Origin of the sequence: Pseudomonas rhodesiae, assembly GCF_013285305.1 — a bacterium.
Lineage (GTDB): Bacteria > Pseudomonadota > Gammaproteobacteria > Pseudomonadales > Pseudomonadaceae > Aquipseudomonas > Aquipseudomonas rhodesiae.
Genome location: NZ_CP054205.1, coordinates 5,430,129 through 5,455,200, shown reverse-complemented (window position 1 = coordinate 5,455,200; position 25,072 = coordinate 5,430,129). Strand labels below are relative to the sequence as shown.

Annotated in this window: 23 protein-coding genes; 8 read left to right on the top strand and 15 right to left on the bottom strand. The window is 61.9% G+C overall.

Translation table 11 applies throughout. The features are described 5' to 3' along the window. Positions 1 to 98 precede the first annotated feature (98 nt). Both HRH33_RS24765 and HRH33_RS24760 read left to right on the top strand, forming a co-directional pair. Entirely contained in the window at positions 99 to 671 is a 573-nt protein-coding gene (locus HRH33_RS24765; RefSeq protein WP_167417650.1) for a DUF2780 domain-containing protein, read from the top strand. A 179-nt stretch (positions 672 to 850) separates the two neighbouring features. After that, a complete protein-coding gene (locus tag HRH33_RS24760) occupies positions 851 to 1,087 on the top strand; it encodes a hypothetical protein (protein WP_123479312.1) in 237 nt (78 codons plus the stop codon). Positions 1,088 to 1,128: 41 nt separating this feature from the next. On the opposite strand, the gene HRH33_RS24755 is transcribed toward HRH33_RS24760, so the two are convergent. Continuing rightward, the gene (locus tag HRH33_RS24755) at positions 1,129 to 2,007 is read right to left on the bottom strand and encodes an acyltransferase (protein ID WP_034139590.1); all 879 of its coding nucleotides are present in this window, start codon (positions 2,005 to 2,007) and stop codon (positions 1,129 to 1,131) included. Between the two features lie 140 nt (positions 2,008 to 2,147). On the opposite strand from HRH33_RS24755, the gene rloA2 reads away from it, so the two are divergent. The 4 genes from rloA2 to creD are packed head-to-tail and all read left to right on the top strand — an operon-like array spanning position 2,148 to position 6,190. Further along, positions 2,148 to 2,648, top strand: a complete 501-nt coding sequence (rloA2, locus tag HRH33_RS24750) for a retropepsin-like aspartic peptidase RloA2 (protein ID WP_034101138.1) — start codon at positions 2,148 to 2,150, stop codon at positions 2,646 to 2,648. Positions 2,649 to 2,657: 9 nt separating this feature from the next. Beyond that, positions 2,658 to 3,326, top strand: coding sequence for a two-component system response regulator CreB (gene creB / locus HRH33_RS24745; protein WP_034101136.1), 669 nt, complete (start codon positions 2,658 to 2,660; stop codon positions 3,324 to 3,326). Then, entirely contained in the window at positions 3,326 to 4,765 is a 1,440-nt protein-coding gene (creC, locus tag HRH33_RS24740; protein ID WP_167417649.1) for a two-component system sensor histidine kinase CreC, read from the top strand. Before creB ends, creC begins: the two co-directional genes overlap by 1 nt. Before the next feature lie 51 nt (positions 4,766 to 4,816). Continuing rightward, the gene (creD, locus tag HRH33_RS24735) at positions 4,817 to 6,190 is read left to right on the top strand and encodes a cell envelope integrity protein CreD (protein WP_034101132.1); all 1,374 of its coding nucleotides are present in this window, start codon (positions 4,817 to 4,819) and stop codon (positions 6,188 to 6,190) included. A 186-nt stretch (positions 6,191 to 6,376) separates the two neighbouring features. Here the strand turns inward: creD and HRH33_RS24730 are convergent, their stop codons facing one another. The 8 genes from HRH33_RS24730 to HRH33_RS24695 form a co-directional block, all read right to left on the bottom strand. Then, complete coding sequence (locus tag HRH33_RS24730) at positions 6,377 to 7,006, bottom strand: glutathione S-transferase N-terminal domain-containing protein (RefSeq protein WP_167417648.1); 630 nt, start codon at positions 7,004 to 7,006, stop codon at positions 6,377 to 6,379. A 149-nt stretch (positions 7,007 to 7,155) separates the two neighbouring features. Continuing rightward, positions 7,156 to 7,338: a hypothetical protein gene (locus HRH33_RS24725; RefSeq protein WP_034101129.1), complete on the bottom strand. Its 183-nt coding sequence runs from the start codon at positions 7,336 to 7,338 to the stop codon at positions 7,156 to 7,158. Further along, positions 7,335 to 8,438, bottom strand: a complete 1,104-nt coding sequence (locus tag HRH33_RS24720) for a PepSY-associated TM helix domain-containing protein (protein WP_167417647.1) — start codon at positions 8,436 to 8,438, stop codon at positions 7,335 to 7,337. The genes HRH33_RS24725 and HRH33_RS24720 overlap by 4 nt, the downstream gene beginning before the upstream one ends. Before the next feature lie 26 nt (positions 8,439 to 8,464). After that, positions 8,465 to 10,894: a TonB-dependent siderophore receptor gene (locus tag HRH33_RS24715; protein ID WP_167417646.1), complete on the bottom strand. Its 2,430-nt coding sequence runs from the start codon at positions 10,892 to 10,894 to the stop codon at positions 8,465 to 8,467. Between the two features lie 218 nt (positions 10,895 to 11,112). Beyond that, positions 11,113 to 12,081, bottom strand: coding sequence for a FecR domain-containing protein (locus tag HRH33_RS24710; RefSeq protein WP_167417645.1), 969 nt, complete (start codon positions 12,079 to 12,081; stop codon positions 11,113 to 11,115). Beyond that, the gene (locus HRH33_RS24705; RefSeq protein WP_034101123.1) at positions 12,078 to 12,596 is read right to left on the bottom strand and encodes an RNA polymerase sigma factor; all 519 of its coding nucleotides are present in this window, start codon (positions 12,594 to 12,596) and stop codon (positions 12,078 to 12,080) included. Before HRH33_RS24705 ends, HRH33_RS24710 begins: the two co-directional genes overlap by 4 nt. A 101-nt stretch (positions 12,597 to 12,697) precedes the next feature. Continuing rightward, positions 12,698 to 13,405 (bottom strand): 3'-5' exonuclease, encoded by a 708-nt coding sequence (locus HRH33_RS24700; RefSeq protein WP_167417644.1) that lies wholly within the window; start codon positions 13,403 to 13,405, stop codon positions 12,698 to 12,700. Then, a complete protein-coding gene (locus HRH33_RS24695) occupies positions 13,402 to 15,324 on the bottom strand; it encodes a putative nucleotidyltransferase substrate binding domain-containing protein (protein ID WP_173603590.1) in 1,923 nt (640 codons plus the stop codon). Before HRH33_RS24695 ends, HRH33_RS24700 begins: the two co-directional genes overlap by 4 nt. Positions 15,325 to 15,568: 244 nt before the next feature. Between HRH33_RS24695 and HRH33_RS24690 the strand changes: the two genes are divergently transcribed. After that, entirely contained in the window at positions 15,569 to 16,015 is a 447-nt protein-coding gene (locus HRH33_RS24690; protein ID WP_034115298.1) for a response regulator, read from the top strand. A gap of 111 nt (positions 16,016 to 16,126) precedes the next feature. Here HRH33_RS24690 and HRH33_RS24685 read toward each other — a convergent pair whose 3' ends face one another. Further along, entirely contained in the window at positions 16,127 to 18,304 is a 2,178-nt protein-coding gene (locus tag HRH33_RS24685; RefSeq protein ID WP_034101119.1) for a malate synthase G, read from the bottom strand. Between the two features lie 267 nt (positions 18,305 to 18,571). Here HRH33_RS24685 and HRH33_RS24680 point away from each other — a divergent pair, with 267 nt between their 5' ends. After that, positions 18,572 to 19,084 (top strand): glycine cleavage system transcriptional repressor, encoded by a 513-nt coding sequence (locus tag HRH33_RS24680; protein WP_094064232.1) that lies wholly within the window; start codon positions 18,572 to 18,574, stop codon positions 19,082 to 19,084. Between the two features lie 221 nt (positions 19,085 to 19,305). On the opposite strand, the gene rarD is transcribed toward HRH33_RS24680, so the two are convergent. From rarD to HRH33_RS24655, 5 genes are all read right to left on the bottom strand, one after another. Further along, on the bottom strand, positions 19,306 to 20,190 hold the full coding sequence (rarD, locus tag HRH33_RS24675) for an EamA family transporter RarD (RefSeq protein ID WP_034101117.1): 885 nt from the start codon (positions 20,188 to 20,190) through the stop codon (positions 19,306 to 19,308). Positions 20,191 to 20,317: 127 nt separating this feature from the next. After that, complete coding sequence (locus HRH33_RS24670; protein ID WP_094064230.1) at positions 20,318 to 21,292, bottom strand: serine/threonine protein kinase; 975 nt, start codon at positions 21,290 to 21,292, stop codon at positions 20,318 to 20,320. 167 nt (positions 21,293 to 21,459) lie between these two features. Next, a complete protein-coding gene (locus HRH33_RS24665; protein WP_167417642.1) occupies positions 21,460 to 23,358 on the bottom strand; it encodes a PhoX family protein in 1,899 nt (632 codons plus the stop codon). An 81-nt stretch (positions 23,359 to 23,439) separates the two neighbouring features. Next, a complete protein-coding gene (locus HRH33_RS24660) occupies positions 23,440 to 24,204 on the bottom strand; it encodes a TOBE domain-containing protein (protein ID WP_167417641.1) in 765 nt (254 codons plus the stop codon). 58 nt (positions 24,205 to 24,262) lie between these two features. After that, positions 24,263 to 25,000 (bottom strand): ComFC family protein, encoded by a 738-nt coding sequence (locus HRH33_RS24655; RefSeq protein ID WP_167417640.1) that lies wholly within the window; start codon positions 24,998 to 25,000, stop codon positions 24,263 to 24,265. Between the last annotated feature and the right edge of the window lie 72 nt (positions 25,001 to 25,072).

Genomic DNA, 25,072 nt, shown 5'->3' with positions numbered 1-25,072 from the left:
ACTCGCTTAGGCCGGATCGGTTCCTCCCTGGCTCGGAACAACCGACCGGTTACCCAGTCAAAAACCTGCTTTCGCCCCTACATCCTGAGGTTGTATCCATGAAGATTTCACGCGGTTTCGCCCTGTCCTGCCTGATGACGTTGGCCGCCGGGCCCGCACTGGCCGCAGGCTTCAGCCTGGGCGACGCGGCCAATGCCATTGCGGGTATGCAGGGTGGTAACAACAAAGCCGCTGCTGCCGCACCGTCGTCCCAGACGGCCGACCTGCTGAGCACCCTGACCTCGCAGTTGAACGTTACCCCGGAGCAAGCCATCGGCGGCACCGGCGCGATGCTCGGCCTGGCGCGCAATCAGTTGAGCGGCAAAGATTATTCGCAGTTGGGCCAGAGCGTGCCAGGGCTTGACCAGTTGTCGGGCAACAATGCCCTCGGCAGCCTTGGAGCCTTGAGCGGCATGCTCGGCCAGACCGGCGGCAGCAAGACCAGCGGCCTGGACGGCCTGCTCGGCAATGTAAAAAACACCAACGACCTCAACACCGCCTTCAGCGCCTTGGGCATGGACAGTGGCATGGTCGGCCAGTTTGCCCCGGTGATTCTGCAATTTCTGGGCAGCCAGGGCGCCAACAGTTCGGTGCTGGGCAAGCTGGCCTCGGCTTGGGGCACTGACAACTGAAAGGCTCTGATTTTATGTCGCCTTGCGACCCGTTCCCTTGTTGGGCGGCCTTTTGATCTATCGATAATTCGGCCGAGCTAGGAACTGGCGGCAAGGCTTTATCCACTTATCGATGCTGTCTGGTACGTTCGAATGTGGCGTATCAGGGTAGACGTCCAACCACTTCTGGAGACCGTTCGATGAGCGAGTTCAATGTACTGCAGAACATGTTTAATTCCTTTTCTACATACGGGTCGGCACAAGGTTGCGGCTGCGACAAGCCAGCCGAGGGTGATAGTTTCATGACGTTCGCTGACATGAAAAACAGCGGCCAAGCTGGGGAGGGCGGTGTTGGGGTTTCCGCCGGCGCGCAAGCTTCCGGGAGCGTTGGGAGCTTGGGTTTTAGCGCAGATAATGATGCGTCAATTTCGTTCTGACCGAGTGAGTCGGCCACGCGTCAGTTGTTGGTGCCGACAGGTCACTGGATAAGTTCGTCAATACGCGCATCCTTCTCGTTCCAGAGCTGGTTCACCCAGCTCTGGACGGTCTGGCGAAAGGCCGGATCGTTCTCGTAATCCCCCTGCCACAACGCCGGGTCCAGCTCGCGGGTCTGGATATCGATGATCACCTTCGGCACCGCGCCGCTGATCAAGTCCCAGAACCCCGGGATCTTCTGCGACGGGTACACCACGGTCACGTCGAGAATCGCATCCAGCTGTTCGCCCATTGCCGCCAGCACAAACGCCACACCGCCCGCCTTGGGCTTGAGCAGCCGCTTGAACGGTGAAGCCTGCTGCGCATGTTTGGCCTGGCTGAAGCGCGTGCCTTCCAGGTAATTGACCACTGTCACCGGCTGGCGCTTGAACAGCTCGCACGCCTGTTTGGTGATCTTCAAATCCTGGCCCGCCAATTCCGGGTGTTTGGCCAGGAAGGCTTTGGTGTAGCGCTTCATGAACGGGTAATCCAGCGCCCACCAGGCCAGGCCGAGGAAGGGCACCCAGATCAGCTCTTTTTTCAGGAAGAACTTGAAGAACGGCGTGCGACGGTTGAGGGCCTGGATCAGCGCGGGAATATCCACCCACGATTGATGGTTGCTGATGACCAGGTACGACGTGTCACGGCGCAGCTCATCGCCGCCGCGGATATCCCACTGGGTCGGAATGCACAGGGCGAAGATCAGTTTGTCGATCTCGGCCCAGGTCTCGGCGATCCACATCACCGCCCAGGACATGTAGTCCCGAGAGCGGCCAGGCGCCACCAGTTTGAGCAGGGCGAACACCATCAGCGGTCCGATCAGGACCAGCGTATTGAGTAACAGCAGCAATGTAACCAAACAGCCGGTGAGCAGGCGGCGCATAAGCAACTCTTGGAATTGTGTGGGCGGGCCATGATAAGCAGCTTGAGTCTAGAGGCCAAATCACAAAACGCCGGGTGATCTAACTAAGTAGCGCTTATGCGGTCTAGAATCCGCCTACTTCTTTTCCGAGGAATCACTTCGTGAAACTGCTCCTTGCCTCCCTCGCCCTGGTTGCCCTGCCGGTCATGGCCGCCGAACCGACCCTCTACGGTCGCTACGAATACATCCAGTTGCCGGAGATCGGCGAAACCTTCAAGGCCAAGATGGACACCGGCGCGCTGACTGCCTCGCTGTCGGCCCGCGACATCGAAACCTTCACCCGCGATGGTGATGACTGGGTTCGTTTCCGCCTGGGCGGCAAGGACGCATCCGATAAGGTCTTCGAACACAAAGTCTCGCGCATCAGCAAGATCAAGAGCCGCGCCGACGAAGACGACGAAAAAGATGAAGCCAGCGTGGCCAAGCGCCCAGTGATCGATCTGGAAATGTGCCTGGGCAACGTCAAGCGTACCGTCGAGGTCAACCTCACCGACCGCAGCAGCTTCAATTACCCGTTGCTGATCGGTGCCAAGGCCCTGCGTGAATTCGGCGCTGCGGTGAACCCGGCCCGTCGGTACACTGCCGACAAACCGGACTGCTGACGGACTGCCATGCCCCACATCCTGATTGTCGAAGACGAAGCGGCGATTGCCGACACGCTGATATTCGCCCTGCAAGGCGAGGGCTTCGGCACCACCTGGCTGAGCCTGGGCCAGGCGGCGCTGGAGCATCAGCGCAAGACCCCGGCCGACCTGATCATCCTCGACATCGGCCTGCCGGACATCAGTGGTTTTGAAACCTGCAAGCAATTGCGCCGCTTCAGCGAAGTGCCGGTGATGTTCCTCAGTGCCCGCGACGGTGAGATCGACCGGGTCGTGGGGCTGGAGATCGGCGCCGACGATTACGTGGTCAAGCCGTTCAGCCCAAGGGAAGTGGCGGCGCGGGTCAAGGCGATCCTCAAGCGCGTCGGCCCTGGTGTGGCGCCGGCGCTGTTTCAGGTGGATCTGGAGCGCATGCAGATCGCCTATCGCGGCCAGCCCTTGAGCCTGACGCGCCATGAGTTTCGTCTGCTGCAGAGCCTGTTGGAACAACCGGAGCGGGTGTTCAGCCGCGAACAGTTGCTCGACGCCGTGGGCGTGCCTGCCGATGCCGGCTACGAGCGCAATATCGACAGCCATATCAAAAGCCTGCGCAGCAAATTGCGCGGCATTGCCGCCCAAGCCGAACCGATCCAGACCCACCGCGGCCTCGGCTACAGCTACAGCCCGAGCCACAGCTGATGCGCCTGGGGCTGCGGATGTTCCTGGTGTACGCGCTGTTTATCGGCCTGACCGGCTATTTCGTGCTCAGCACCGTGATGAAGGAAATCCGCCCCGGCGTGCGCCAATCCACCGAAGAAACCCTGGTGGACACCGCCAACCTGCTGGCCGAGATCCTGCGCGATGACGTCAAAAACGGCACCCTCGGCCAGAGCCACTGGCCCGCGCTGCTCAAGGCTTACGGCAATCGTCAGCCGGGCGCGACCATCTGGGGGCTACCGAAAAACCAGGTTAACCATCGAATTTACGTCACCGACGCCAACGGCACCGTGTTGCTCGACTCCAGCGGCGTGGCGGTGGGCCAGGACTATTCGAAGTGGAACGACGTTTACCTGACCCTGCGCGGCGAATACGGCGCGCGTTCCACCCGCAGTAACCCGCAGGACGCCACCTCGTCGGTGATGCATGTGGGCGCGCCGATCCGCGATAACGGCCAGATCATCGGCGTGGTCACTGTGGCCAAGCCCAACAGCTCGTTGCAGCCCTATGTCGACCGTACCGAGCGGCGCCTGCTTTGGTACGGCGCCGGGCTGGTCATCCTCGGTTTGCTGCTCGGCGCGCTGTTGTCGTGGTGGGTGAGCGCCGCCCTGCGCCGTCTGACCGCCTATGCCGAAGCCGTCAGCGAGGGCCGCCGCGCCGAGCTGCCGCACTACCGTGGCGGCGAACTCAAGCAACTGTCCACCGCTGTGGAGCACATGCGCACACAGCTGGAAGGCAAAGCCTACGTAGAACATTACGTACACACCCTGACCCACGAACTGAAAAGCCCGCTGGCGGCCATTCGCGGCGCGGCGGAGCTGTTGCAGGGCGACATGACCCGCGAGCAACAGCAGCGTTTTGTCGGCAATATCGACAGCGAAAGCGCACGCTTGCAGCAGTTGATCGAACGCCTGTTGAACCTGGCACAGGTCGAACAACGCCAGGGCCTGGAAGAGCAGGTGAGCATCCCGCTGGCGGCCCTGGTGAGCGATGTGCTCAATGCCCAATGCGCGCGCATCGAAGGCGCTGGGTTACACGTCGAGCAAGGGATTGCGGCGGATGTGAACGTGTTTGGCGAGCCGTTCCTGTTGCGCCAGGCGCTGGGCAACTTGCTGGATAACGCGTTGGATTTCACCCCGCCGGGTGGCACGTTGCGCTTCAGTGCGAGCCGCCAGCACAACGATGTGCAGATGACCCTGTTCAACCAGGCCGCGCCGATTCCCGACTATGCCTTGCCGCGTTTGAGTGAGCGGTTCTATTCATTGCCGCGTCCGGCCAGTGGGCGCAAGAGCACGGGCCTGGGTTTGAACTTCGTTGAGGAAGTGATGAAGCTGCACGGCGGTGCGTTGCTGATCGGCAATGTGCCGGGTGGAGTGCAGGTGGTGCTGCATCTCCACACAGTCTCCACAGTACCCACATAAAACCCCCACGCGCGCGGCTCACGCTCTGCCCATCAAAACAGGGAGAGCCCCATGAACCGCAGCCTGCTTTTCAAACTTGGCGCCATTGCGCTACTGATCCTGCTGTTACTGATTCCGTTGTTGATGATCAACGGCATCATCAGTGACCGCCAGCAACTGCGCGACGGTGTCGTGATGGACATCGCCCGCAGTTCCAGCTTCGCCCAGCGCCTGACCGGCCCGGTCATGGTGGTGCCGTATCGCAAGACCGTGCGTGAATGGAAACTCAACGAAAAACTCAACAAGCGCTACGAGGAAACCCGTGAAGAACGCGGGCGCCTGTATTTCCTGCCGGACCGTTTTGAACTCGACGGCCAGGTGCAGACCGAACTGCGCGCTCGGGGGATTTACCAGGCACGGCTGTTCCATGCCGATAGCCGCATCAGTGGGCGCTTCGAGCTGCCCGCGCAGTTGGGCATCAACGAAAATTTCGCAGACTACCGCTTCGAACCGGCGTTTCTGGCGGTGGGCATCAGCGATATCCGTGGCATCGAAAACGCCCTGAAGCTGGAGCTAGGCAGCCAACGCCTGGAGTTCTCGCCGGGCACCCAAGTGGATTGGCTGGGGGAGGGCGTCCATGTCACGCTGCCGGAGCAGGACAGTAAAAAACCGGCGGTGGTGGACTTCGCCTTCGACCTGCGCCTGCAAGGCACCGAACAACTGCAAGTGGTGCCGGTGGGCAAGACCAGTCAGGTATCGCTGGCGTCCAATTGGCCGCACCCCAGCTTTATCGGCAACTTCCTGCCGGCCCAGCGTGACATCACCGACAAAGGCTTCACCGCCAATTGGCAGACCTCATTCTTCTCCACCAACCTCGAACAGGCCCTGCAAACCTGCCTGGACCGTGAAGGCTGTGACGACTTCAACAACCGCAGCTTCGGCGTGAACTTCATCGACCCGGTGGACCAGTACCTCAAGAGCGATCGTGCGATCAAATACGCGCTGCTGTTTATCGCCCTGACCTTTGCCGGTTTCTTTCTGTTCGAAGTGCTCAAGAGCCTGGCGGTGCACCCGATTCAATACGCCCTGGTGGGGGTGGCGCTGGCGTTCTTTTATCTGCTGTTGTTGTCGCTGTCCGAGCACCTGGGGTTTGCCCTGGCGTATCTGATCTCGGCGAGTGCGTGTGTGGTGTTGATCGGTTTCTATGTGTGCCATGTGCTGCGCAGCGTCGCCCACGGCCTGGGGTTCTCAGCGGGGCTCGCGGCGTTGTATGGCTTGTTGTACGGGTTGTTGAGTGCGGAGGATTACGCGCTGCTGATGGGTTCGCTGCTGTTGTTCGGCCTGCTGGGTACGGTGATGGTGCTCACGCGCAAATTGGACTGGTACGGGGTGGGCAAGCGCAAGGCGAGCGAGCCGCTGCAGTTTGATCTGGAGGCGGTGCAATGATCGGCTTGCGCGAGGATCGACAAGTAGGCGCGCAGTTAGCCACAAGGATCGCCACATTCCTTGCTGTCACCACTGCCCACTGTGGCATTGGGCTTGCCTGCGATAGCGGTGGTTCAGAAACCGATGTGCTGAATGACATACCGCAGTCGCGGGCAAGCCCGCTCCCACATTGGGTCGGTGTGCAGGTCAGGCCGGTGGCTGGGTCTGCTGCATCGAAGGCCGCTGGCTGACGTCGGCATACCAGGCGGCAAGCTGTGGGTTGTCCACGGGCCATTGCATATCCGGATGGCGAAAATCCAGATAACCCAGGGCACAGGCCACGCTGATCGCGGCAATGTCGAAGTGGCTGGCCAGTTCGGCGATGGCATTCTGTTCCAGCTCGGCGAGGGTGCGGCGGATTTTGTTGCGCTGCTCGTCGAGCCACTGATCCCAGTGCTTCTCTACCGGGCGCAGGGCGGTTTCGTAGCGCACCAGCACGGCGGCATCCATGATGCCGTCGGCCATCGAGGCCAATGTGAGGCGGCGCCAGCGTGCGGAGCCGTCGCGAGGGATCAGCGGGTTGCCGACGTGCTGGTGGTCGAAGTAATCGAGGATCACCCGGCTGTCGTGCAGCACCGAGCCGTCAGCCAGACGCAACGCCGGGATCTTGCCCACCGGGTTGCCGTCGACCAACTGCGCATCGGGGTTGACCGGGGTCGGCATGCAGGCGTGCAGGGCCACGCGGTCCTGCTGGCCGGTTTCGAGCAGCAGCACGCGGACTTTGCGAACGAACGGCGATGCAGGGTTGTGGAACAAGGTCATGCTGGGCGTGGACATGGGTATTCCTCTGGATTGACTGTGGCTAGCCTAGAGGGTCGTGCGGTGGCTGGCGAGGGGCAGGTTGAGGGCCTCATCGGGGGCAAGCCCCATTTTTGATTTGTGAACACATTCAAAGTGTGGGAGGGGGCTTGCCCCCGATGAGGCCCTCAGCCACGCCCCTTGAACAACCCCCAACTACCAATGGCCGCTGGTATACCCAACCCCACCCAACTCAACGCATCCCACCCGCCATCCCCCAGTAACGCCGCAAACAGCCCGGCGGCGCTGAGCAGGCCGATTCCCAACGGAATGCCGAACACCTTCCAGAAACTCGACTGGCGCGGCCTCATGCCTTGCCCGCCCTGCGTTTGGCGATCCACAGGTAAATTCCGCTGATCAGCACGATGATGGTCAGCCCATCCAGCAGCGCCCACAGGATCTTCATCGGCATGCCGCCATAGTCGCCAAAGTGCAGCGGCTGGGACATGCCCATGGCGTCCATGTACCACGGCCGTTCGGCAATCGCCGTGACTTGCAGGGTGCTGGCGTCGATCAGCACCGGGGTGAGCAGGTGCGAAGTCAGGTGCGTGCTGCCCTTCATAAACACCGCATAGTGGTGCTCGCTGGAGAACCGCGTGCCGGGGAAGGCGATAAAGTCCGGCTGCATACCGGGTGCGGCGCGTGCGGCGATGCTCAGCAACTCGCTGGCTGGGGCGCGTAAGGTCAGCGGCGGCGCGTCCTTGTACGGTTCGATCAGGGCCGTAAGGCTGTCCTGGCGCCAGGCGGCGATGAGCAGGTCGGCGCAGGCGCTGATCACGCCGGTCACGCCCACCACCAGGGCCCAGGTCAGCGTAACCACGCCGATCAGGTTATGCAGGTCGAGCCAGCGCAGGCGGGTGGTTTTGTCCCGGCGCACACTGGCGAATTTCAGCCGGCGCATGAACGGCAGGTACAGCACCGTGCCGGAAATGATCGCCAACATAAACAGCACACCCATAAACGCCAGCAGCAGCTTGCCCGGCAGACCGGCGAACATATCCACATGCAGGCGCAGCAAAAACAAGGTGAAACCGCCATTGGCTGAGGGCATCTCCAGCGCGTCGCCGCTGCGCGCATCGAGCATGAAGGTGTGGGACGCGTTTGGCTCCGTGCCGGCGGTGGCGGCCATGATCGCGATCACACCGTTCGGGTCGTCTTCATCCCAGGCCAGGTATTGCAGGGCCTCTCCGGGGCGATGGGCCAGGGCCTTGTTCACCAGTTGTTCCAGGTTCAATCGCGGCGTATCGGCCGGCATCTGCTGGAGCTGAGGTTCGTTGCCCAGCAGATGGTCGATCTCGTGGTGAAACACCAGCGGCAGGCCGGTGAGGGCGAGCAGCAGCAGGAACACCGTGCAGATCAGGCTGGTCCAGGTGTGGACGAAGGACCAGCGGCGGATGGTTGTGCTTTTCATGTTTCAGCCTGCAGCCTCTGCGCCGATCACCATTGGTACGTGGCGCTGGCGACGACGCTGCGTTGGTCGCCGAAGTAGCAGTAGTTGCCATCGCAGGTGGACAGGTAGTCCTTGTTGAACAGGTTGGTGGCGTTCACCTTCAGCGACGCGCCTTTGAGGCTGTTGTCCAGGCGACCGAGGTCGTAATGCACCGCGCCATCGAACACGGTGTAGGCGTTGGCCTTACCCAGCCAGGTGTTGGCCTGGTCGCCGTAGGTGTTGCCGGTGTAACGCGCGCCAAAGCCGATGCCGAAGCCATCGAGCACCCCGGTGTGCCAGGTGTAGTCGGTCCACAGCGACGCTTGCTGGTTGGGCATCAGTTGCAGGCGGTTGCCTTTGTATTGGCCTTTTTGCACCTCGGATTTGGCCAGGGTGTAGGCGGCGATCACCTTGAGGTTATCGGTCACGTCAGACACCGCTTCCAATTCCAGGCCCTTGACCTTCACTTCGCCGGTCTGGTCGGTGACGGAAACGCCGCCGGCCTGGAAGCTGGTCACCAGCACGTTCTTTTGGGTCAGGTCATAGACCGCCGCGCTCAGCAGGGTGTTGGAGCCGGGCGGCTGGTATTTGACCCCCAGTTCCCATTGCTTGCCTTCGGTGGGTTTATACGACTTCACGGGGTCAACGCTGGCGTTGCTCGCCGGCTGGAACGACTCGGCGTAGGACAAGTACGGCACGAAACCGGAGTCGAACACGTAGCTCAAGGCCGCGTTGCCGCTGAAGTTCTTGCTGCGGTCAGTGTTGGTCGCGTCGTTCTTGTTGAAGTAGGTGGTGCCCTGGTGCACCCAGTCTTCACGGCCGCCCAAGGTCAGGCGCCAGTTGTCCAACGCCATCTGGTCCTGGACGTATAGCCCGGTTTGCACGGTTTTCTGGTTGTAGTCATAGAACGCTGTGGAGCGCGCAGGACGGACGGTCGGGCCCCCGTAGCTCGGGTTGAAAATATTGGTGCCCGAGGCCAGACCGAAGATCGACAGATAGGACGTGTCGGTACGCTGATGATCCAGGCCCAGCAGCAGGGTGTGGGTGATGTCCCTCGTGGCAAAGTCGGCCTGGAAGTTGTTGTCCACGGCGAACTGGCCGATGTTCTCGTCCACATTGGTGGTGGACCGGCTGATATTGCCCGCCGCGTCGGCCGGCGAGAAGGCGTAGGAGCCCACGGTCAGTTGCTGGAACGACAGCTCAGACTTGGTGTAACGCAGGTTCTGCTTGAATTGCCAGGTATCGTTGAGGCGATGCTCGAAGGCATAGCCCAGCGCGTAGTAGGTACGGTCGTAGAACTCATAGTCCGGATCGCTGAGGTTCTTGTGGTGGGACACCTCCCCCAGCGGCGATTTGATCTTGGTGCCCTGGATCGGCAGGAACTGGCTGGTGGTGCCGGTATCGTCGCGGGTGAACTGCGACAGCAAGGTCAGCCGGGTGTCGGGGTCGATGTTCCAGGTCAGGCTGGGGGCGATGTTGTAGCGCTTGTTGTCGATGTGATCGACCTGGGTGCCGGAGTCGCGCACCACGCCGCTCAGGCCATAGAGAAACTGGCCGTCGTCGTCGATCTTGCCGGTGCTGGCGAAGTTGATCTGGCGGTGATTGTCGCTGCCGTACTGCACTTGCACCGCGTGGCTGGCCTGCTCGCTGGGACGGCTGCTGACCATGTCCAGCAGGCCCCCCGGTGGAGTCTGGCCATACACCGACGAGGCCGGTCCGCGCAGCAGGGCCAGGCGATCGAGGTTCCAGGTCTCGGCTTTCGGGTTGGCATACACGCCACGCGGCAACGGCAGGCCGTCGAGAAATTGCGTCGGCTCAAAGCCGCGTACGCGCATCCAGTCGTAGCGCGTGTCGCTGCCGTAGCTGGCGGACACGATGCCGGGCATGTATTTCACCGCGTCGTCGAGGGTATGAACGCTGCGATCCTGCATCTGCTGGCGGGTGGCGACGGAGATCGAGCGCGGCGCTTCCACCAGGGCGGTGTCGGTCTTGGTGCCGGCGGCGGTGCGTGTCGCCAGGTAGCCTTGGGCCGGGCCCCATGCGCTTTCATAACTGCCTTGCCCGGTGATGTTGGTTTCCGGCAATGCCACTACGCCGTCCGGAATCGCCACCAAGGTGAAGGTTCCGGCGCTGCTCTGTTCCAGCTGCAACCCCGTGCCGCGCAGTGCCTGGCGCAGCGCGCTCTGGGCATCGAACTGGCCGTTTACGGGGGCGGAGGTTTTACCGGCGGCCAGGGCCGGATCGAGGGTCAGCGCCAGGCCGGCCTGGCTGGCGATCTGGTTGAGCGTGCTGGCCAGAGGCGCCGCCGGCAAGTTATAGGCACGTACGCTGGAGGCCTGTTCGGCCGCCAATAGCTGAGGCGTGATCAGCGGTGTGCTGAGGGCAATGGCCACGGCCAACAGACTGGGGCGCAGCAGGGTGTCTAGCGTGCGGGACATAGGGCGGCTCCTGAATGGAAGTAATTCGCAATTGCCTATGTGCCGAGCGAGATTCGAAAAGTGATAGGGCTGGATGAAAATATTTTTTGCCGGGGATTTTTCGGTGTGTTTGCAGGCCTATCGGGGGCAAGCCCCCTCCCACAGCTGATCGGGTTTTGTTCAGGTCAATGTGGGAGGGGGCTTGCCCCCGATAGCCTCAACCCAGGCCTAACTGATGCCTAACGCTTGGCACCCACCGTCACCCACCACGGCGTGTGCTGCCTGATTTGCACCGGCAACGTCGGCAGCAGCGCATTGAGCGCCAGCGTGGTGTCGTGCAGCGGGAAACTGCCGGTGATGCGCAAGTCGGCCACGTCTTTATCCACGCCTAGATAGCCTGGGCGGTAGCGACTCAATTCCTCGACCACGTCGCCCAGGCGCGCGTTGTCCACCACCAGCATGCCGCGCGTCCAGGCATCCGTGGCGGGGGTGACGGCCAGGGACGGGCCGAGGCCGTCGCTGCGCATCAGCACTTGCTGGCCTGCTTTGAACACCTGTTCCTGAGGCAGCGCCTCCGGCTGCGCCGCAACGGCGGACTGCAGCACGCTCAGGCGCGTGGCGTCGTCTTCGCGCTTGACGATAAACCGCGTACCCAGCGCCCGCAGGCGGCCGTCGCGGGTCTGCACGTAGAACGGGCGCGCATCGTTATGGCCGGTTTCGACGAGGATTTCACCGTCCTGCAACACGATCAGCCGGCGCTTTTCATCGAAGCGCACGTCGATGGCGCTGTGGGTGTTGAGGTTGATCTGGGTACCGTCCGCCAGTTTCAGCGTGCGCTGCTCGCCGGTGGCGGTGCGTTGGTCGGCCAGCCAATAGTGGATCGGCACATAGCGTTCGCCCACCAGCAACCCCAGGCCGCAGATAAGCGCAATGCTCGCCAGGCCGCTGCCGAGCTTGCGTACCCGTTGACGGATGGCCTGACGGGACTGCAACAACGCGGCGCGCGCAGGGCCCGAGGCGATGCTGAAACGTTGGTCGAGCATGCCCAACTGGCGCCAGGCGCGGGCGTGTTCCTCATCGCTGGCCAGCCATTTGCTGAACTCTTCACGCTCGACCGCGCTGCCGTCGCCCGAATCCAGGGACAACTGCCAGGCAATCGCCGCATCCAGCACGCGGGCCGAGACCGGTTTGGCGCCGACTGCACTCATGTCGGCTCGCCATACAGTGCGATATAGCACTGGCGAATGCCCTGGGCCAGGTACTGGCGCACGCGGGGCACCGATACGCCGAGGCGTTGGGCGATCTGCGCGTGGCCCAGGCCGTCGAGACGACTGTAGAGAAACGCCGCGCGGGCCTTGCTCGACAACGTGCCGAGCAATCGGTCGATGGCTTTGAGGTCTTCGAGGATCAGTTGCTGGGCTTCGGGGGAGGGGTGTTCGCTTTCCGGGATCAGCATCAATTCGGCCAGGTAAGCCTGCTCCAATGCCGCGCGCCGGAAATAGTCGAACAACAGGCCCTTGGCGATGGCCACCAGAAATGCCCTTGGCTCGCGCGGTTCCGGCAACGTGTCGCGCCCCAACAGGCGCATGAACGTGTCCTGGCTCAGGTCTTCGGCCCGGCTCGGGCACGCCACGTTGCGCCGCAGCCAGGCCAGCAGCCAGCCGCGATGGTCGCGATACAACGCACCAACCCGCTCACTGTGAGGGTTCTGGACCGACGACAAGGCATCACCGAATAAACAAGAGGTTTAAACTAACGAGAATTATTCGCGATTGTGTCAGAGGCGTGGAATAGGCGCAATTGGCGTCTGTCGGGGAGATGAGATTAAAACGATGGCGCCTGTTGCCGGCGTTTCCATTGGCTCAACCGCGTGTGCAGCGCGAGCGGTGTATCGATTGACTGCTGGCGCGCGCGGCTGAACAAAATCAGCATCAGCTCCGCCGTGGCCAAGGCGTCGGCGCTGGCGTGATGGCGTTCGCCGACTTCCAGGTGGAAGTGTTTGACCCAATCGTCCAGCCCTGCCTCACGGATTGGCGCCTCGGGGCACAGCAGGGGGGCGATGTCGGCCACATCCAGAAACGGGTGGGTCAGGCGATAACCCAGGCTGTCCTTGAGTGCGCGGCTCAGCATGTGTTGATCGAACGGCGCGTGGAACGCGAGCAGTGGGCTGTCGCCGACGTACTCCATAAAGTCCAACAAGGCTTCTACCGGATCGCTGCCGGCGGCAATGGCGCTGGGCCCCAGGCCGTGGATCAGCACACTGGGGCTGAGTTTGGTTTCGGGGCGTTGCAGGGTGCGCTCGAACAACTGGGAGAAGTCCACCGCGCCATCCTCGATCACCACCGCGCCGATGGACAGCACCTGGTCGCGGTTGAGGTTCAGGCCGCTGGTTTCCAGGTCCACCACCACCCAGCGTTGGCTGCGCAAGCCGCCTTCACTCAGCGTCGCAGGCTTGGGCAGTTGCGCCAAGCGCCGTTGTTGGGTTGCATCCAGCTGGGGTTTGGCCGCGCGCAGCCAGGCGAACAGGCTCACAGTTGATACCGCAGGGTCAGGCTGCTTTGCAGGCGCTGGGCCTGGCGCAGGGATTCGCGCAGGATGCGCCGGTCCAAGTGGTTGAGGCTGTCGGGATCGACGCGGTTGGAATACGGCTGGTTTTCGCGACTTTGCAGTTGGTGCTGCTGCATGCGGGTCTGCTGGATAAAGTGATAGGCCTCCTCATACGCCGCGCCGTCCAGCGGCTCGATGACTTCCTTGACCACCAGTTGGCGCAGGCGCTCCAGGGTGTTGTTAGCGTGAATGCCATTGGCCAGGGCCAGCAGGCGCGCGCCGTCGACAAAAGGCGTGAGGCCCTGCACCTTGAGATCCAGGGTGGCTTTTTCGCCACCTTTGCGGGTCAGCACAAAGTCACGGAAACGCCCAACCGGGGGGCGCTGGCGCAGCGCATTCTCGGCCAGCATGCGTTGGAACAGACGGTTATCCGCGACCTGATCGAGAATGCCCTGGCGCAATACCTCGCAGCCTTGCTCGTCGCCCCACACCACGCGCAAGTCAAAATAAATACTCGAACCCAACAGGTTCTCCGGCGTCGCCTCGCGGATGAACGCCGCAAAACGCCGCGCCCATTCGGCCCGCGACAGGCACAGCTCCGGGTTGCCGGCCATGATATTGCCTTTGCACAGGCTGAAACCGCACAGCGCCAGGCTCTGGTTGATGTGTTGGGCCAGGGGCAATAGACGGCCACGGATCGCGGCGGCCTCGGCGGCGTCCTTGGCCTCGAACAGAATACCGTTGTCCTGATCGGTGTACAGCGTCTGCTCGCGACGGCCTTCGCTGCCGAAGCACAGCCAACTGAAAGGCACGCCAGGGTCACCTTTTTCGGCGAGGCTCAGCTCGATCACCCGGCACACAGTGTGATCGTTGAGCAGGGTGATGATGTGGGTGATCTGGGTGGACGACGCGCCGTGGGCCAGCATGCGCTCGACCAACTGGCCGATCTCGCCGCGAATCGCCACCAGGTTGTCGATGCGCGGGGCGTTGCGAATGGTACGGGCCAGGTGCACCAGGTCCACCCGTTGCAGGGAAAACAGATCGCGCTCGGACACCACGCCGCACAGGCGCTGGTCCTTGACCAGGCACACATGGGCGATATGCCGCTCGGTCATGGCGATGGCGGCGTCGAAGGCGCTGTGGTCCGGCGTCAAAAAGAACGGTGCCTGGGTCATGTGCGCGTCGATGGCCTGGCTGAAATCGCTGACACCGCCGGCCACCACATGGCGTAAGTCGCGCAGGGTAAAAATCCCCAGAGGCGCCTTGTTGTCGTCGACGATGACAATGCTGCCCACTTGCTGCTCGTGCATCAGCGTGACTGCTTCGCGCAAGGGCGTACGCGGGTTGCAGGTGACCGGGTGGCGCATGGCCAATTCACCCAGGCGCGTGTTGAGGGAGTATTGGGTGCCGAGGGTTTCCACGGCCTTTTGCTGCACCTGCTGGTTGACCTGATCCAGCAGGCTGCTGACGCCGCGCAGGGCGAAGTCGCGGAACGGGCTGGAAAGGGCGAACAACTTGATAAAGGCCGGTTTGTTCAGTTGCAGGCAGAACGTGTCTTCGGCGGCCTTGTGCTCGGTGCGCGTGGCGCGTTCGCCCAGCAGCGCGGCCAGGGGGAAGCATTCGCCGGTGGTGATTTCGAAGGTGGTCTCGGTGGTGTCCGGTCGTTCGCCGATCACGCGGCCTTGTTTGACGATGTAGAAATGCTCGACCGGCCCGCCCGACGGTTTGAGGATGCTGTCACCGGGGGCATAAAAACGTAATTGGCATTGTTCCACCAGAAACGCCAGGTGCGCGTTTTCCATCTGGTTGAAGGGCGGGAAGCGTTGTAGAAACTGCAGCGTGCCTTGGATATTTTGCAGCACGGCAGTTTTCCCCGCCTGGGCGAAGGCATCAGCTTTACTCATAACAGTGACCGCAGTTTTTTTGTCGTTATCGAGCTGCATGGTCGACTCCTGCGCGGCGGGTGCCCATTGGACGTAAGTCTAGGTCGGTGTAAAAGACGCTGAGCTAGGGAAAAACCCTACATGTTTATCGTCCGAACCCCGTAGAACGCCCACTAGGCAAACTTTCCGACGAAGTGCACATTGTTCGCCCTTCCGCAGATGTCTGACGAGTGCTGGGAGATTGATTAGAACCGCTGAGAACCGTATGTCCGACCACGATATTTTGAGTGATGCCGAGCGCGAGGCGCTCAGCGCCGTGATGCTGGAGCCCGATCTGCCGCCACAACGCGTGTTGATTGTCGACGACGACAAGGACGCGCGCGAGTTGCTGGCGGAAATCCTGGGCCTGGACGGTATTCGCTGCATGACCGCCGACAGTGGCGAGCGCGCGTGGGACTTGTTGAAATCCAGCAGCTCCATCGGCTTGTTGATTACCGACCTGCGCATGCAACCCAGCAACGGGCTGGAACTGATCAAGCAAGTGCGCGAATCCACCCGCGCGGCGCTGCCGATCATCATCATGTCCGGGGACGCCGAAGCGCCGGATGTCATTGATGCCATGCATTTGAGCGTGGTGGATTTTTTGCTCAAGCCGATTGATAGCGTGAAACTGGCGAGGTTGGTGAAGCGGGAGTTGGGGATGGCGTCCTGATTTCTCCTTACATCCGCCCACGCTGGGAGGGCGCTTGCTTCCGATGGCGCCATTGCGGTCAGCCCAGGCCTCAAAGAAAAAGCCCTGATCTCACGATCAGGGCTTTTCTTTTTACAGGCCGTTCTTAGCCTTGAATTCCCGACGCCGACGATGCAACACCGGCTCGGTATACCCGTTAGGCTGTTTGGTCCCTTCAATCACCAGTTCCACCGCCGCCTGGAAGGCGATGTTGCTGTCGAAATCCGGTGCCAGCGGGCGATACAACGCATCCCCGGCATTTTGACGGTCCACCACCGGCGCCATGCGCTTGAGGCTTTCCATCACTTGCGCTTGATTGACGATGCCGTGGCGCAGCCAGTTGGCGATGTGCTGGCTGGAGATGCGCAGGGTCGCGCGGTCTTCCATCAGGCCGACGTCGTTGATGTCCGGCACCTTCGAGCAGCCGACGCCCTGGTCGATCCAGCGCACTACATAGCCGAGGATGCCCTGGGCGTTGTTGTCCAGCTCGTTGCGGATTTCCTCTTCGGACCAGTCGGTATTGCTGGCCAGGGGAATGGTCAGGATATCGTCCACCGAGGCGCGTTCGCGCTTGGCCAGTTCGGCCTGACGCGCGAACACGTCGACCTTGTGGTAGTGCAGTGCGTGCAACGCGGCGGCCGTTGGCGAAGGTACCCACGCGGTGTTGGCGCCGGCCAGCGGGTGAGCGATTTTCTGTTCCAACATCGCCGCCATCAGGTCGGGCATCGCCCACATGCCTTTACCGATCTGCGCACGACCTTGCAGGCCGGTGCTCAAGCCGATATCGACGTTCCAGTTTTCATACGCTGCAATCCACTTTTCCGACTTCATCGCCGCCTTGCGCACCATCGCGCCGGCTTCCATGGAGGTGTGGATTTCGTCGCCAGTGCGGTCGAGGAAACCGGTGTTGATAAACACCACGCGCTCACTGGCGGCCTTGATGCAGGCTTTGAGGTTGACCGTGGTGCGGCGCTCCTCGTCCATGATCCCGACTTTGAGGGTATTGCGCGGCAGGTTCAGCACGTCTTCGACGCGGCCGAACAGCTCATTGGTGAATGCCGCTTCTTCCGGGCCGTGCATTTTCGGTTTAACGATGTACACCGAACCGGTGCGGCTGTTCTTGCGGCTGGTATTGCCGTTGAGGCTGTGGATTGCCGCCAGGCTGGTGATCAGACCATCGAGAATGCCTTCCGGCACTTCGTTGCCGTCTTTATCCAGGATCGCGTCGATGGTCATCAAGTGGCCAACGTTACGCACGAACAGCAGCGAACGACCGTGCAGGGTCACGTCCTGGCCATTCACGCCGGTGTAAACACGATCAGGGTTCATGGTGCGGGTGAAGGTCTTGCCGCCCTTGGCCACTTCTTCGGCCAGGTCGCCCTTCATCAGGCCGAGCCAGTTGCGGTAGATCACCACTTTGTCGTCGGCATCCACGGCGGCGACGGAATCTTCGCAGTCCATGATGGTGGTCAGCGCGGCTTCCATCAGCACGTCTTTGACACCGGCGGCATCGGTCTGGCCGACCGGGGTGCTGGCGTCGATCTGGATTTCGAAGTGCAGGCCGTTGTGCTTGAGCAGGATCGCGATCGGTTGGGCGCTGTCGCCCTGGAAGCCGATCAATTGACTGTCGTCGCGCAGGCCGCTGTTGCTGCCACCTTTAAGGCTGACGATCAGCTTGCCGTCGACAATCTTGTAGCCGGTGGAGTCGACATGGCTGCCGGCGCTGAGCGGCGCGGCTTCGTCGAGGAAGGCGCGGGCGAAGGCGATGACCTTGTCGCCGCGCACCTTGTTGTAGCCTTTGCCCTTCTCGGCGCCGTCGGCTTCGCTGATGGCGTCGGTGCCGTACAGCGCGTCGTACAGCGAACCCCAACGGGCGTTGGATGCGTTGAGGGCGAAGCGGGCATTCATTACCGGCACCACCAACTGCGGGCCGGCCATGCGCGCGATTTCGTCATCGACGTTTTGGGTCGAGGCTTGGAAGTCTGCGGCTTCTGGCAGCAGGTATCCGATGTCTTGCAGGAAGGCTTTGTAGGCCACCGGGTCGTGGGCCTGGCCGGCATGGGTCTGGTGCCAGGTATCGATCCGTGCTTGGAAATCATCGCGTTTGGCGAGTAGGGCTTTGTTCTTCGGCGCCAGGTCGTGAATGACCTTATCGGCACCGGCCCAGAACTGATCGGCAGTGATGCCGGTGCCGGGAATGGCTTCGTTGTTCACGAAGTCGAACAGGACTTTGGCGACCTGCAGGCCACCGACTTGAACGTGTTCAGTCATTGCTTGCCTCACTCTGCGGAGCTTATGCGCTGTTTCGGATTTTCATTATGTAGTGCTCGGATGGGCATACTACATGATGACTTGCGGTTGTGAAAATTAGACTAAATACGTCGTTTAGCGACCCACTTTGGTCGTACGGTCACAGCGGAGAACGGTATGTTCTCAAAAAGTTACAGGATTGTTCCAGATAAATATAAAAATGGTACACGATTTGTTTTCGCGGCACCCTGGGTCCACCTTGTAGGCTGACTTCCAGAGGGCTTCGCCATGGACCATCTTGTACTCACAATTATCGCCGCCGACAAACCCGGCCTGGTTGAACGTATCGCGCAGACCATCGCCGCCCAGGGCGGCAACTGGCTGGACAGCCGCATGGCCCATATGGCCGGGCAGTTCGCCGGGATCCTGCGGGTAAGTGTGCCGGCAGACAATCGTCAGGCGTTGGTGGGGGCGTTGGAGGACTTATCCACACACGGCATTCGCGTGCTGGTGGGCGAGGGCAGCACCGCGCAGGCGCCGGCGTCCAAACCCATCGTGATGACGTTGGTGGGCAATGATCGCGCGGGGATAGTGCGTGAGATCACCGCGTTGTTGAGCCGCCAGGGGGTCAACCTGGAAAGCCTGAGTACCGGCGTAACTCCAGCACCGATGAGCGGAGACCTGTTGTTCAACGCCGAGGCGTTGTTGCAGGTGCCTTCGAGCTTGCCCCTTGAGACGTTGCAAGCCTCCCTGGAAACCTTGGCCGACGACCTGATGGTCGAGCTGCATCACGAGGAGTAATCGCCACAGGGTTATCCATGGAAATCTTGCATGGGCCTGTGGATAACCTGTAGAGACCCCTCGCCAGGCCACGTCCGCCGTGGCTCTTGCTCAGCTGAGCAAAAAACGAGCAGTTTCAATGGCTTGTGCACAAATGGCGGGGACCAGGTTGTGGATAACCTTGGGGTGAATGGCTGCAAGCCACCCAGGCTGTGGCTTGCAGAGGTTTGTACGTTATTTGATCAGCGTTTGCGCACGCTCAGCCAGGCATCCACGCTGTACACCACCAGGCCGGCCCAGATAAAAGCGAACGCCAGCAGCGTGCTCGGCGCCAAGTGTTCGCCGAACAGCAGCACCGCTTCCAGCAACACCAATGTGGGTGCCACGTACTGCAAAAAGCCCAATGCGGTGTAAGGCAAATGCCGCGCGGCGGCGTTGAAACACACCAGCGGGATCAGCGTCACCGGGCCTGCGGCCACCAGCCACCAGGCTTCGGAGGTGCTCCAGAATGCCAGTTGCGCGCTATGTGCGCTGGGGTTGAACAGCAGCCACGCCACCGCGATCGGCACCAGCATCCAGGTTTCCACCACCAGCCCCGGCAATGCTTTGACCGGTGCCTGCTTGCGGATCAATCCGTAGAAACCGAAGGTCAACGCCAGCGCCAACGAAACCCACGGCAAGCTGCCCACTTGCCACACCTGTTGCGCCACACCCACGGCGGCCAATATCACGGCGACCCACTGTAAGCGGCGCAGACGTTCGCCCAGCAACAGCATGCCCAGCAGCACGTTCACCAGCGGGTTGATGTAGTAACCCAAGCTCGCTTCGAGCATGCGCCCGCTGTTGACCGACCACACATAGGTCAGCCAATTGGCCGCAATCAGCGAACCGCTCAGTGCCAGAATCGCCAGGCGCTTGGGGTTGTCGCGCAGCTCGCGGAACCAGCCGGGGTGCTTCCACACCATCAGCAGCAAGCCCCCGAACAGCGCCGACCACAGCACCCGATGCACGATAATCTCGGCGGCGGGCACGCTGGCGATGGCTTTGAAGTAGAGCGGGAACAGGCCCCAGATGACATAGGCGCTCAGGCCCAGAATGTACCCTTTGCGGGGGTTGGCGGCGTGCATGCGGAATCCTTGCTTAGGCAGCTAACAAAGCGCGATTGTAAGGATATTTGTCAACCAATGGGACTGACTTGGTCACGAGGTTTGCTTTGTGTGGGAGGGGGCAGGCCCTCTCCCACATTAAAAGCACTCAGAAGAGTTTCAGCGGCTCTTCGTTGAGGGCCGAGAGTTGCTCACGCAGGGCCAGGACCTGATCGCCCCAATACCGCTCGGTGCCGAACCACGGAAAACTGTGGGGGAACGCCGGGTCGTCCCAGCGCCGTGCCAGCCAGGCGCTGTAGTGCATCAGGCGCAAGGCGCGCAGGGGTTCGATCAGGGCCAGTTCGCGCGGGTCGAAGTCGTGGAATTCCTGATAGCCGTCCATCAATTCCGACAGTTGCCCCAGGCATTCCTGACGATCGCCGGCGAGCATCATCCATAGGTCCTGCACCGCTGGGCCCATGCGGCAATCGTCCAGGTCGACGATATGGAACATCTCGTCGCGGCACATCATGTTGCCCGGGTGGCAATCGCCGTGCATGCGGATGTTCGTGTGTGGGGTGGCCTTGTATACCTCCTCCACCCGTTTGAGCAGGTCGCGCGCTACCGACTCGTAGGCCGGCAACAGGCTCTTGGGAATGAAGTTGCCCTCAAGCAGCGTGGTCAGCGAATCGTGCCCGAAGTTCTTCACTCCCAGCGCTTCGCGGTGTTCGAACGGTCGCGTGGAGCCCACGGCATGCAAACGCCCCAGCAACTGCCCCAGCCGATAGAGTTGATCCAGATTGCCCGGCTCCGGCGCACGGCCGCCACGACGGGGGAACAAGGTAAAGCGGAACCCCGCGTGTTCGAACAGGCTCTCGCCGTTATGGATCAGCGGCGCCACCACCGGCACGTCGCACTCGGCCAATTCAAAGGTGAAACGGTGTTCTTCAAGAATCGCTTCGTTGGTCCAGCGCTGGGGCCGGTAGAACTTGGCGATCAGCGGCTCGGAGTCTTCGATGCCCACTTGATAGACGCGGTTTTCGTAGCTGTTGAGCGCCAGCACGCGGGCGTCGCTGAGGAAACCGATGCTTTCGACGGCGTCGAGCACCAGATCGGGGGTGAGTGTTTCAAACGGGTGGGCCATGCGAACTCCTGCGCGCAGCAGGGCGCCGCGTCCGGCCGGGTATGGTAACGCACGCGGCTGGAGATAGGGGGCGACTGTGCCATTGTCATCGGGGGCAAGCTCCCCCCACCTTTGAAGGTAATCACCGGTCAAAATGTGGGAGGGGGCTTGCCCCCGATAAGGCCGTGTCAGGCGCCGACGATCCCGCCGTCATCGCGCCGAATGGCCAGCACCGACGAACGCGGCTTACCGTTGGGCAAGTGCTCCGGCCAGGTCGAGCCACCGGTTTCGCCCGGATGCTGAATGCCCACGAACAGGGTTTTCTGGTCCGGCGCGAAGCTGATGCCGGTCACTTCACACGCCACCGGCCCCACCATGAAACGACGGATTTCCCCAGTGTTTGGATCGGCACAGAGCATCTGGTTGTTGCCCATGCCGGCGAAGTCGCCGCTGTTGCTGTAGTCGCCGTCGGTGAGAATCCACAGACGCCCAGCCTTATCGAAGCCCAGGCCGTCGGGGCTGTTGAACATGTTCTGCGGGTTGATATTCGACGAGCCGCCCTTGGGTGCGCCGGCATGTACCGCTGGGTTACCGGCCACCACGAACAGGTCCCAACTGAAGTCGTCGGCGCCGTGGTCGTCGGCATTGGCCTTCCAGCGCAGGATCTGGCCGTAGACGTTTTTCTCGCGCGGGTTAGGCCCGCCCACCGGCTGGCCGTCCTCGCCGCGTTTGGCGTTGTTGGTCAGGGTGCAATAGACCTGGCCGTCGGTGGGGCTGACCACGATCCATTCCGGACGGTCCATGCGCGTAGCCTTGACCACACTGGCGGCCAGGCGCGCGTGGATCAGCACTTCAGCCTGGCTGGCAAACCCGCTGCTGGCGTCGATGCCGTTTTTGCCGTGGGTCAACTCGACCCACTGGCCCTTGCCGCGAGGATGATCGGCGTTGCCGTCGCCCGCGTCGAAGATCGCCACGTACAGCGTGCCGTGGTCGAGCAAGTCCTTGTTGGCCTTGGGGTTCTTGTGATTGATCTTGTCGCGGCTGATGAACTTGTAGATGAATTCACCGCGCTCGTCGTCGCCCATGTACACCACAGCACGACCGTCGCGGGTCTGCGCCAGCGCCGCGTTCTCGTGCTTGAAACGGCCGAGGGCGGTGCGTTTGGCCGGGGTGGATTGCGGGTCGAAAGGGTCGATTTCCACCACCCAGCCATGGCGATTGAGTTCGTTGGGGTTCTTGGCCATGTCGAAGCGCGGGTCGTGCAGGTGCCAGTTGATGTCCTTGCTGGCCGCCACCACGCCGTAGCGCTTCTGCCCGGCGTCAAAGGCTTGCTGCGGGTTGCTGCTACCGAAGCAATCGGTGAAGTTTTCTTCGCAGGTCAGGTAGGTGCCCCAGGGGGTCATGCCGTTGGCGCAGTTCTGGAAGGTGCCGAGGGCTTTCTTGCCGGACTTGTCGGCGCTGGTCTTCAACCAGTCATGGCCGGCGGCGGGGCCGCTCAGGCGGATCGGCGTGTTGCCGTGGATGCGGCGGTTGTAGCGTGAGTCCTGAACGAACTGCCAGGTGTCGCCCTTGCGCCGAATTTCGATCACCGACACGCCTTCGCTGGCCTGGGCCTTGCGCACCTCTTCGGCCGATTGCGGCGCGCCGCCGTGGGCGTAGAGATAGCGATAGTTGGTGTATTCGTTATTGATCGCCATCAGCGCGCGGTTGTTGTCGCCGGGGAACGGGAACAGGCTCATGCCGTCGTTGTGGTCGCCGAACTGCTGCTCCTGCGCCACTGCTGTGCCGTTGCCGGACGGGTCGAAGGCCGGCGCATTTTTGTGCAGCGGCTGGCCCCAACTGATCAGCACCGAGGCGCTGTAGCCTGGCGGCAGGCTGATGGTGTCGCTGGTGGCGGCGGCGATGCTGTCGAACCCCAGCAGTGGGCTGGCGTTGGCGGCATTGACCGCCAGGGCGCTGCGGCTGAGCAGGTTGCCGCCCAGGAACATTGCGGCGCCGCACAGGGCGCCGGCCCCGATAAAGCGGCGGCGGGTCAGGCCGACCATCTGTTCGAGGTCGGTGGCTTGGTTCTCTTCTAATAGGCTCATCTCGGGCTCCTTGAGTGCTTTTTGCCAACACCTTAAGCAGCCGCCGTGACGAAATTGTTGCAGTTTGAAGAAAGCTGCCGCTTACACCGGCGTCCCCAGCAACACCTGGCTCGGTGCGAATTGCACCTGGATCGGTTGGCCGACCGTGGCGCCCAATGCGGCAAGTGCGGTGGTCTGCGCTAAAGCGCAGAGCACCAGGCCATTGGGCAGGCTGATGCGCACTTCGCTGGGGCCGTCGTCGGCGTCGAGAACATTGTCGATCAAGCCGCTCAGGCAATTGTTTCCAGGTGTTGCGGGTTGATCGGCCGCAAGCAGTTCCAGCCAGCCGGCCTTGATCAAGGCGACGGTTTCCACGCCCGGTTCCAGTTCCAGCCGTTGCGTGCTGTCGTGGGTGATTTGCGCTTTCACTGTCACACCGCCGGCCAGACGCAGGTGGATCAGGTCATTGCGGCCCTGGGCCTCAATGGCTTCCACCCGGCCATGCAACTGGTTGCGCGCGCTGGTGCGCAGCATCAGGCGGCCGAGCAGGTTGAAGTCACTGGCGGCTTCGTCCGAGGCCAGCACTTGGGCCTGTAGCGCTTGCAGGCGCTGATATAGGCGCAACACTCTTTCGCCCTCCACGGTCAGCTTGGCGCCGCCACCGCCTTTGCCGCCGACATTGCGTTCAACCAAGGGCTTTTGCGCGAGGTTATTCAGTTCATCGATGGCGTCCCACGCGGCCTTGTAGCTCAGACCGGCGCTTTTGGCGGCGCGTGTGATCGAGCCTTGTTCGGCAATATGGGCCAGCAACGCGATGCGTTGGGGGCGGCGGATGATGTGCTGGCTGAGGGGCGTCGGCAAAGGCATGGCAATACGCTTGAGTGGGATCGACCGAACGTTGCGGGCAAGACCGAGCGCCGTCAAGTCAGCCGCCGGGCTTTGGCGTGCGGGCCAGGCAATACACATCGACCTGGCGGGCGCCGGCACTGATCAACAGGCGGCTCAGGCTATGGGCCGTCGCGCCGGTGGTGAGCACGTCGTCCACCAGGGCAAAATGGCGGCCCTGCACCTGCGCATTGGCGCAAAGGGCAAATGCGCCGCGCAGATTGCGCTGGCGGGTTTTGGCGTCGAGGGCCTGTTGCGCAAGGGTTTCATGGGGGCGTAGCAACAGCTGTTCATCGTGGGCGATGCCCAGGTCTTGGCTGAGCCAGCGCGCAAGCATCAATGCCTGGTTGTAGCCCCGTTCGCGCAAGCGCTTGCGGGCCAGGGGCACTGGCAGCAGGTAGTCGGGGCGCGTCAGGTCAGTGTTGTCGAAGCGGTGCTGCACATGCTGCGCGAGCAGTCGTGCGAGCATGTGCCCCAACGGCCAGCGTGCCTGGTGCTTGAAGCGGCTGATCAGGCTGTCGACCGGAAAGCTGTAGGACCAGGGCGCGATCACCTGTTTAAACGCAGGCGGCTTTTTCTGGCATTGACCGCAGGTCAGCCCTTCCATCGGCAAGGGCAGGGCGCAGACATCGCACTGGTCCAGCAGCCACGGCAATTCGGTTTCGCAGACGTTGCACACACAAAGCGCTGATTCGGTGGTTTCATCGCAGATTAAACAGCTATGTTCGTTTTTTAACCAGTTGTAAACCTGGTGTTTGTATCCAAGTTGACAGCGCATGAATCTTCCTTAAATATGCCGAGCATCCGTGTCGTGCCTGTGGGTATTGCATGCCCGCAGCGTTTGCCAAAG